The organism is Magnetospirillum sp. WYHS-4, assembly GCA_039908345.1.
Classification (GTDB): domain Bacteria; phylum Pseudomonadota; class Alphaproteobacteria; order Rhodospirillales; family GLO-3; genus JAMOBD01.
In genome coordinates this window covers 1-9,888 of record JAMOBD010000091.1, presented here as the reverse complement: position 1 = coordinate 9,888, position 9,888 = coordinate 1, and the positions used below count along the sequence as shown (strand labels likewise).

Below are 9,888 nucleotides of genomic sequence, written 5' to 3'. Positions count from 1 at the left end.
CGCTCCGGCAGCTCCCACTCCGCCCGCCGCCAAGCCGGGCACGGCGGCGTCGGCGCCCAGCGGGGCCGTATCGCTGCGCTTCGACTGGGAGGAACCCGTGGCCGCCGCCGTCTTCCGGCGGGGAGCGGCCGTCTTCGTTGTCTTCGACCGCGCCGTCCAGATTTCGCCCGACCTGTTGCGGCGCGCGGCGGGTGGCACTGTCCGCACCGTCGATCAGGTTCCCTCCGCCGACGGCACCATCCTGCGGTTCGAGACCATGCCAGGCGTCAATGCCCTACCACGTCGCGACGGCCTGGCCTGGATCATCGACCTGGCACGCATCGACATGAAGGCCGCGACCCGCATCGATCTGCGGGCACAGCCGGATTCCCCCGTGGGCGCCCGCATCTTCGTGCCCATCCCCGAGCCAGGCCGCGCCATCGCCGTCGCCGACCCGGAAGCTGGAGATACCCTGGTAGTGGTGCCCGTGATTCCCCTGGGCCATGGTCTCCAGCAGGCTTGGTCCTATCCGCAACTCGACGTCCTGCCTTCGGTGCAGGGCGTCGTGGTCAAGCCCTGGACCGACGACTTGCGGGTTCGGCCCCTGCGCCAAGGCATCGAGATCACCGCCGCTACCGGCAAGCTTGCCTTGTCGACCGTTTCCGATTCGGCCGCCGCGGGGGGCAAGCTGGCGGGGGCCGGTGCCCTGTCGAAGGTCTTCGACTTCGAGAAGTGGCGGCGCGGAACGCCGAAGACGGTGTCCCTGGAGAGGCAACGCTTCCAGAAGGTCGTCGCGGCCAGTGCGGGAGCCATCTCCCGCGACAAGGCTCGGGTGGATCTGGCGCGCTTCCTGCTGTCGGCCGGATTGGCCGCGGAAGCCCTGGGCATTCTCGACGTGATGGACGCCGAGCGGCCGGACCAGTTGAACCAGGCGGAACATCGGGCGCTCAAGGGAGCGGCGAGCTTCCTGATGTCGCGTTGGGAAGATGCCCGCGAACACTTCAGCCATCAGAGCCTGCAGGGAAACGACGAGGCGGCGCTCTGGTTGTCGGCGACCCAGGCGGCGGCTGGGGACGTCGCCGGGGCCGGAGGCGAGCTGCTGCGCACCGGTGCCCTGATCCGGTCCTACCCCAAGATCATCAAGCTGCCGCTGGGACTGCTGGTGGCAGAAGCCGCCATCGAAAGCGGCGAGTTGAAGGCGGCCGCCCAGTTCCTCGAGGTGCTGCAGAAGGAGGAACTGGGTTACAAGGACCAGCTCCAACTCGACTACGTCGACGGACGGCTGAAGGCGGTGGCCGGCGATTTCGACAAGGCGGTCGCCACCTGGGAAGGGGTCATGGAGGGCACCCATCTGCCCAGCGAGGTCAAGGCCACCGTGGCGCGCGGCGAACTGCTCTACAAGCTGAACAAGATTTCGCGCGCCGAACTGATCGAGGAACTGGAAGACCTGCGCTTCACCTGGCGGGGCGACGACCAGGAATTCGCCCTGCTGCGGCGCATGGGCAGCCTCTATATCGAGGAAGGCGCCTTCCGCGACGGCCTGCGCACGCTCCGCCAGGCGGCCACCTATTTCCGCCAGCATCCCGACGCGCCCGCCGTCACCCAGCAGATGGCCGACGCCTTCGCCCGGCTCTACCTGGAAGACGCCGCCGACAGCCTGCCGCCGATCACCGCCATCGCCCTTTACGACGAATTCAAGGAACTCACCCCGGCCGGGCCACGCGGCGACGAGATGATCCGCAAGCTGGCCGACCGCCTGGTCAAGGTCGACCTGCTGGAACAGGCGGCGGCCTTGCTTGAACAGCAGGTTCAATATCGCCTGAAGGGCGTGGAACGGGCGCGGGTGGGGGCGCGGCTGGCGCTCGTCCATCTGTTCGACCAGAAGGCGGAAAAAGCCCTGGAGGTGTTGAAGGGCAGCGAGGAACCCGGCATGCCCCAGGAACTGGCCGACCTGCGCCGCCATTTGCAGACCCGCATCCTGATGCAGCTCGGCCGCCACGACGAGGCCTTGGGCTTGCTCAAGGCCGACAAGAGCCCAAACGCCGACCGCCTGCGCGCCGACATCTTCTGGGATCTCAAGGACTGGCCCAACACCGCCCAGGCCTACCGCAAGCTGCTGGAGAACGCCAAGGCCGAACCCAACAAGCCGGTAAGCGAGGAGCAGGCCCGCTTCATCCTCAACCTGGCCATCGCGCTCACCTTGTCGGGCAACGAGCGAGGCACGGCCAAGCTGCGCCAGGACTATATGGCGCCGATGGATGCCACCCCGTACAAGGACCCCTTCCGCCTGATCTCGCGGACGCCGGCCGATGGCCTGATCGATTATTCGACGATCGCCGGCCGGGTGGCGGAAGCCGCCAATTTCCAGGCCTTCATGAACGCTTACCGCGCCCTGCTGGCGCGCGAGAACCTCAGCGGGATCAATTGAGGGCCGCCTGCGGAAACTCCATGCTGGCTGCGGGTTTGCGCGAAGGGGACACGGCCGTCAAAAAAATTTAACCCGGGGGAGAATTTAACTTGAACAGGGGGGGGGTTGGCGTTATAGGGACCCCCATACCCCGATGGGGCATCTACTGGTTTGGAGGGAGCGATGGACGGTAACGCCCTTGCCGAATTGGGGATGGCCTCGGAGCTTCTCCCGAGCAACACCCAAGACAGCACCAAGATTCACGATTCGACCTATGCTTCGGTCGATAACGACAAGGATTACTTCGTCTGCAAGGACGGGGTGAAGTTCGCGGGAACCCATCTGCTGATCGAGTTGTGGGGCGCCAGCCGGCTGGACGAGCCGCGCTGGATCGACGACGCGCTTTGCGACGCCGCCCGCGCCGCCAAGGCGACGATTCTCCATTCCCATTTCCACCACTTCTCGCCCAACGGCGGGGTATCGGGGGTGGTCGTGCTGGCGGAATCGCACATCAGCATCCATTCCTGGCCGGAACGGGGCTATGCGGCCATCGACATCTTCATGTGCGGGGAGTGCAACCCCTATCACGGGTTGCCCATCCTGAAGGAACGCTTCGGGCCATCGCACGTCCAGGTATCCGAACACCGGCGGGGGCTGATTCCGTGACCAACTGGTTCGACGAAGTCCTCCACGTCGAGATCACCAAGAAAGGCTACGCCCAGCGGTTCGAAGTGAAGTCGGTCCTCTTTCGCGAGAAGACCGACTTCCAGGACTTGGTGATCTTCGAGACGCCTCATTTCGGCCGTGTGCTGGCCCTGGACGGCATCGTCCAGACCACCGAGGGCGACGAGTTCTGCTATCACGAGATGCAGGCCCATGTGCCCATCCTGGCCCACGGCGCCGTCAAGCGCGTGCTGATCGTCGGCGGCGGCGACGGTGGCGTGCTGCGCGAAGTGCTCAAGCATCAGGCGGTCGAGGTCTGCACCATGGTGGAAATCGACCGCAGCGTGGTCGATCTCTGCACCAGGTACATGCCCAGCCTGTCCGACGGCGCCTTCGAAAATCCGCGCACCGATCTGGTGATCGCCGACGGTCTCAAGTACGTGGCGGAAACCCGGAACCGCTTCGACGTGATTATCGTCGATTCCACCGACCCCATCGGGCCGGGCGAGGTGCTGTTCACCCAGCAGTTCTACAAGGACTGCAAGCGCTGCCTGAATCCGGGCGGGGTGATCGTCACCCAGAACGGCGTGCCCATGTTCCAGCCCGACGAGGTGGCGACCACCAAGCGGCGCCTGGGGCCGGTGTTCGCCGACGTGTCCTTCTACGCCACCGTGGTGCCGACCTACGTGGGCGGCTTCATGACGCTCGCCTGGGGAACCGACAACAAGGATATGCGCAACGTGGCCGAAAAGACGGTCGCCGAACGGTTCGCCAAGGCGAAGATCAAGACCCGCTACTACAACCCCGGCATCCACGTTTCCGCCTTCCGCCTGCCCAACTTCATCCAGGCGCTGGTCGACAAGGCCTGAAGGCTATCGTACCGCCTCGCCCTCGGCGGCGGGGGCGAGGTCGTCGTTGGCCGGCGCCAAGGGAAAGGTAGCGGTCACCGTGGTGCCTCGTCCGGGCGCCGTCTCGATGGTCAGGTGCCCGCCATGGAGTTCCACCAGGTTCTTGGTCAAGGGTAGCCCCAAGCCGGCGCCTTCGTGGTGGCGGGTCATCTGGTCGGCCAGCTGCACGAAGGGATCGAGGACCCTGGGGACGTCTTCGGGGCGCATGCCGACCCCCGTGTCGGCGATGCTGAAGGCCAGCATGCCGCCGTCCATGGCCGCTTCCAGGCGCACGCTGCCGCCGGTGGGGGTGAATTTGATGGCATTGGTCAGCAGGTTGAGCAGGATCTGCTTGAGGCGTAGTTCGTCGGCCAGCACCGGCGGCAGGCCGGACGGGATGTCGTGGATCAGCGATACCCCTTCGCGCCGCGCCCGTCCCGCCACCGAGCGCAGGCAGGCGCCGGCCACATCGGCGGGGGCGAGGCGCTGCGGTTTCAATTCGATATGGCCGCCTTCCAGGCGCGCGATGTCCAGGATGTCGTTGATTAGCCGGAGCAGATCGCTGCCCGAGCGGTGGATATCGCCCACGTAGCCCTTGTAGGCCGCATTGTCGATGGGTCCGAGCATCTCACCCTTCATCATCTCGGAAAAGCCGATGATGGCGTTCAGCGGCGTGCGCAGTTCATGGCTGACCACGGCCAGGAACATGGTCTTGGCCTCGCTGGCCGCCTGGGCGGCGCGGGCGGTTTCCACCAGCCTCGTCTCGGCGCTCGCCAAGCGCTTCTGCACCCGGTCCAAGAGCCAGTAGAAGGCCGACGCCAGCACCAGACCGACGACGGCCGTCAGCACGCCGATCCAGGCCAAGTCGCGGTAGAAGCCCTGGCGGACGGCGGTGACATCGGCGGTAACGGCCACCTTGCCCACTTCCCAGCCGGTGATGTCCTCGACCCCGAGGAGGGCGACCAGAAGCTGGCGATGGCCGTCCTCGATGCGGGCGCTGCGCAGGTCCTCGGGCCTTCCGCCGGGCCCCAGGGCATCGATCACCGGCCGCAGCGCCGGGGTGATCTCGGCCGCATCGTGGCTGATCAGCACCACCTGGCGGAAGCGGTCCCATTCGCCCTTGCGCCCGAAGAGCGCCATGCCTCTTTCCCAGGCCGCCCGCTCGACCAGGTCCTTGTAGACGAAGACGAAACTGCGCATGGTTTCGTCCCGCTGCAGGCCGCCCACCAGGTCTTCCAGTTCGATGCCGAATTCCACGTACCCCAGGCGCTGGGTCCGGTCCCGCCAGGGGGCCACCAGGCGGAGCGTCAGGGTTCCGTACGGTCCCAGCTCGATGCCGTGGCTGGCAACTTCGGCCTCGCGCGCCCGGCGCAAAGTAGCGCGGGCCGGCATGTCGCCATGGTCTTCGGGCGCATGGACCCGCAGAACCACCCGGCCATCGGCATCCAGGAAATAGAGGTGGGAAATGCGTTGTTCGGCATTCAGGCGGCGGAACAGAGGCTCGGCCGTCGACAGCAGCTTCTGGCGGTCGCGGGCCGCGAAGGCGGCGTCGATGCGCGGGTCCGACTGGACGGCCGCCAGGGCCGCTTCCATGGTCCGCACCGCCTTGTCGATGCGCCCGTCGAGCCGGCTACGGAAGCCCTGCACGGCGTGTTGCAGATCGCGCTGGTAGAGTTGTTCGCGAGTCATCGACAAGATGACCGCGAAAGCGACCGCCAATCCCGCGAGGGCGACGATCAAAGGTCCCAGGATAGCCCGCTTGAGCCCCGCCTGATACACCGGCAACCCTCCCTATCGCCTTCAAAGTACTCCCGGAGCCAGGGATGGGAAAGCCGAATCTCGTTTAATAAGAACAATCTAATAAATATTACACTAAGCGATCGGTGTATATATCTCCGCCCTGTTCCCGGAATTTGCGGGACATTTCCTCCATGCCGGCTTCCGCTTCCGCGGCGGCGCGCACGTCCTGGGTGATCTTCATGGCGCAGAACTTGGGCCCGCACATGGAACAGAAATGGGCCGTCTTGGCGCCTTCGGCGGGCAGGGTCTCGTCGTGGAATTCCTGCGCCCTTTCCGGATCGAGGGCTATGGCGAACTGGTCGCGCCAGCGGAAGTCGAAACGGGCCCGGGACATGGCGTCGTCGCGCAGCCTGGCGCCCGGATGGCCCTTGGCGAGGTCGGCGGCATGGGCGGATATCTTGTAGGTCACCACCCCCGTGCGCACGTCGTGGCGATCGGGCAGGCCCAGGTGTTCCTTGGGCGTGACGTAGCAGAGCATGGCGCAGCCGTACCAGCCGATCATGGCGGCGCCGATCCCCGAGGTGATGTGGTCGTAGCCGGGCGCGATGTCGGTGACCAGGGGCCCCAGGGTGTAGAAGGGCGCCTCGTGGCAGACCTGGAGTTGACGCTCCATGTTCTCCCGGATCTTGTGCAAGGCCACATGGCCGGGGCCTTCGATCATCACCTGGACGCCGTGGTCCCAGGCGACGCGGCACTGCTCGCCCAGGGTGTCCAGCTCGCCGAACTGGGCGTCGTCGTTGGCGTCGGCTGTGCAGCCGGGCCTGAGCCCGTCGCCCAGGGACAGGCCGACGTCGTAGGCGCGAAGAATCTCGCAGATGTCCTCGAAGCGGTCGTAAAGGAAACTTTCCTTGTGATGGGCCAGGCACCACTTGGCCATGATCGAGCCGCCGCGCGACACGATGCCGGTCACCCGCCTGGCGGTCAGCGGCACGTGGCGCAGCCTGAGCCCGGAATGGACGGTGAAATAATCCACCCCCTGTTCGCACTGTTCGACCAAAGTGTCGCGATAGAGTTCCCAGGTCAGGTCCTCGGGGATGCCGCCCACCTTCTCGAGCGCCTGGTAGATGGGCACCGTGCCGATGGGCACCGGGCTGTTGCGGAGAATCCATTCGCGGGTATCGTGGATGTTGCGTCCCGTCGACAGGTCCATCACCGTGTCGGCGCCCCAGCGGATGGCCCAGACCATCTTCTCCACTTCCTCGGCCACCGAGGACGAAATCGCCGAATTGCCGATGTTGGCGTTGATCTTCACCAGGAAGTTCCGGCCGATAATCATCGGCTCGGCCTCGGGGTGGTTCAGGTTGGCCGGCAGGATGGCGCGTCCGCGGGCGATTTCGTCGCGCACGAATTCGGGCGTGCAGACATCGGGAATGGCCGCCCCCAGGGCCTCGCCGTCCCGGTCCGCCAGCAGGCGTTCGCGGCCCTCGTTCTCACGGATGGCGACGTATTCCATTTCCGGCGTGACGATGCCGGCGCGGGCCAGTTCCAACTGGGTGACCGGCCGGCCCTTCAGGCCGCGCAAGGGGCGGTGGCGCTGCGAAAAGGGGGTGACGCTCTGGCCGCCGTTGTCTTCCGAGCGGACGACGCGCCCTTCGTATTCCTCGATTCCGCGGGCGCGGATCCAGGGCTCGCGCAGGCGGGCCAAGCCCTTGGCGATGTCGATGGCCGCCGCCGGGTCGGTATAGGGGCCCGAGGTGTCGTAAACGAACAGCGGCGGCTCGCCGGCCGTGGGCGAAAGCGCGATCTCGCGCTGCGGCACCCTCAGGTCCGGGTGCAGGCGGCCCGGCTGGTAGACCTTGCGCGACCCGGGAATCGGGCCGGTGGTGACGGACAAGCGGTCGAGAAGCGAATCGGGCATGGCTGTCTCCCATTCCTACGCCGGCATGACCCGGATCAGGTTCGAAGGGTTTGCGCGCACATCCGCGGCATCTCAGCCCCTATGCCGGGGCTCCCCTGGGCGTGACGGCAATGTGGGGCGCCCGCCGGGCGGCGTCAAGGGTGCAAGCTGGCCAAAGCTTGCCATCCCTCTGTTTCTCCAGTCCCGCCAGAGGAGTGGCAGGGGAGTGGAGGCGCTGGATGTCGCGCGTGAAGAGGGATATCAAGCTGCGCGCCGCCTTGCGGGGGGGAGCGGCCGGACGTTTATCTGATCTGGCTGTCTTCCAGCCCGCCCCCCTGGTCTTGAAGTCGGAGAACATGGCCTCGATGCCCCAGTGCAGGCCGTAATCGAAGGCCCGATGCACGGTCCGGGGTTCGGAAAGGGCGATTTCCATCCCTGCCTCCGGCACCAGGCGATCAGGTCGGGCGAGCCGTAGAAGCGGTCTCCCATCAGCACCGGCCTCACCCCTTCAGGCAGCATGGGCAGGACCGTCTCCAAGGCCGTCCGCTGGTCAGCGAAGCCGATGGCGCCTTAGGTCTCCTTGATCCGCCAGGCCAGCGGCAGCGCCCGCCCGCCGATGCGCACGCTCACCATCACCATTATGGATTCTTCAAGGCAAGCTCAAAGTGAGGGATGGCAGAGCGAGGCCAGCCCCTTGACTTTACGGCCTTTCTGGCCGACAAAGAAAATTAGGGAAGGTAAGATCACAAAGCTGATCTTGGGGCGTCGGCGAGCCAGCGCCGGAGAGCCTGGAAGGGGACGGGGGCGCATGCATATCATCTCCGACAACGACCTGTTCCAGCGTCTCGTCTTCGAGAATCCCTGGTGGGACCTGAAGCCCGACACCCGCATCGAATTCCGCGCCTCCACCCAGCGAATCTTCTTCCCGTCCTTCTTCAACCGCATGATGGGCGCCGGCGCCGGCGACATCCTGGTTCTGACCGGCCCCTTGCGCGGCGGCAAGACGGTGATGCTGCGCCAGACCGTGGCCCGCCTGATCGAAGGCGGCGTCAAGCCGACCCACGTATTCTACGCCTCGCTTACCACCCCCAGCCTGGCCGGGGCCGATTTGGCGGTGTTGTTCGAGATGTTCCTGCGCCGCTACCGTCACGGGCCGGAGGCGGAACTTTACGTATTCTTCGACGAGGCCGAATATGTGGCCGACTGGCAGAAGACGGTGTCGCAGTTGGCGCGCATGCGGCCGCGCACCCGATTCGTCTGCGCGGTTTCGGCCGGGGCGCCGGCGGGCGGCGAAGCGAACGCGGGTGGCGGGCGCTATCAGGTCTTCGTCCTGCCGCCGCTCACTTTCGTGGAATTCCTGCGTTTCCGCGGCAGCGAGGACAAGCTCTTCGGCCCCGGCGCCGGCAAGCCCCACGGCAAGGCCGTGTTCAAGGAAACGCTACTCCCCGTGCTCAACGAGGAGTTCATGCGCTACATCAACTTCGGCGGCTTTCCCGAAGGCATCCTGGGCAAGACCGAGGGGGCGCCCGCGCCGACCTTCATCCGCGACGGCCTGACCAACCGGGTGTTGCACAAGGATCTGCCCGGGCTGTTCGGCATCAGCGACGCCCAGGAGGTCAACCGGGTTCTCACCGTGCTGGCCTTCAATACGGGCCGCGAGATCAGCATCGACGAGATCGCCAAGGTCACCGGTATCGCCAAGAATACCATTCGCAAGTATCTGGACTTCCTGATATCGGCCCACCTGATCCGCCGTCTGGATCGTGTCGACCAGAACGGCAATCCCTTCCAGCGGGCGGTGGGCTTCAAGGTCTTGCTGTCGACGCCCTGCCTCTATGCTTCGCTGTTCGGGCCCTCGCCGATCGGCCACGACGCTTTCCCGCGCCTGGTCCAGTGCGCCGTGGTGGCCCAGTGGCGGGCTTCCGAGGCGGAAAACGATCTGTCCTACGCCGTCTGGCGCGGCGGCGGCGTCGACCTGGTCGGGTTCGACCCGCGCAACGGCAAGCCCAGCGCCGCCTTCGAGATGGACTGGAACGACCATTACGCCCAGGCCAGCAAGGGACCGGGAAATCTGATCCAATTCGTGAAGGGCAGCGGCGGATCGGCCAAGGCCTTCATCCTGACCCACAGCTTGGCGCGGCCGGGCCGCATGCAGGGCGTCGACATCACCCTGGCGCCGGCCAGCCTCTATTGCTACTGGCTCGGCCGTGGCCGCCATCCCCACCGCGCCGAGACGGCGGAAGTCTGAGTCAGCGCCGTGCCGGGCAGGCGGCCGGGGCTTCGGGGCGGGCGAGGCCGGGGGCCAGGTCGCGGGC

The 9,888-nt window shown here is 66.2% G+C and carries 6 protein-coding genes, 1 pseudogene and 1 riboswitch; of the genes and pseudogenes, 4 read left to right on the top strand and 3 right to left on the bottom strand.

What is annotated here, in order from left to right:
* From H7841_17140 to speE, 3 genes are all read left to right on the top strand, one after another.
* Positions 1-2,407: tetratricopeptide repeat protein (locus H7841_17140; protein MEO5338589.1), on the top strand; the 2,407-nt coding region annotated here is incomplete at its 5' end.
* A 162-nt stretch (positions 2,408-2,569) separates the two neighbouring features.
* Positions 2,570-3,052: an adenosylmethionine decarboxylase gene (speD, locus tag H7841_17135; GenBank protein MEO5338588.1), complete on the top strand. Its 483-nt coding sequence runs from the start codon at positions 2,570-2,572 to the stop codon at positions 3,050-3,052.
* On the top strand, positions 3,049-3,918 hold the full coding sequence (speE, locus tag H7841_17130) for a polyamine aminopropyltransferase (protein ID MEO5338587.1): 870 nt from the start codon (positions 3,049-3,051) through the stop codon (positions 3,916-3,918). Before speD ends, speE begins: the two co-directional genes overlap by 4 nt.
* Positions 3,919-3,921: 3 nt before the next feature.
* Here speE and H7841_17125 read toward each other — a convergent pair whose 3' ends face one another.
* The 3 genes and pseudogenes from H7841_17125 to H7841_17115 form a co-directional block, all read right to left on the bottom strand.
* Positions 3,922-5,715, bottom strand: a complete 1,794-nt coding sequence (locus H7841_17125) for an ATP-binding protein (GenBank protein MEO5338586.1) — start codon at positions 5,713-5,715, stop codon at positions 3,922-3,924.
* An 88-nt stretch (positions 5,716-5,803) separates the two neighbouring features.
* The gene (gene thiC, locus H7841_17120; protein ID MEO5338585.1) at positions 5,804-7,594 is read right to left on the bottom strand and encodes a phosphomethylpyrimidine synthase ThiC; all 1,791 of its coding nucleotides are present in this window, start codon (positions 7,592-7,594) and stop codon (positions 5,804-5,806) included.
* A riboswitch (TPP riboswitch) is annotated at positions 7,589-7,701 on the bottom strand. It overlaps the preceding gene by 6 nt.
* A 173-nt stretch (positions 7,702-7,874) precedes the next feature.
* Positions 7,875-8,209: pseudogene (locus H7841_17115) on the bottom strand (IS4 family transposase).
* Positions 8,210-8,381: 172 nt separating this feature from the next.
* On the opposite strand from H7841_17115, the gene H7841_17110 reads away from it, so the two are divergent.
* Complete coding sequence (locus H7841_17110; protein MEO5338584.1) at positions 8,382-9,821, top strand: AAA family ATPase; 1,440 nt, start codon at positions 8,382-8,384, stop codon at positions 9,819-9,821.
* Positions 9,822-9,888: the final 67 nt, after the last annotated feature.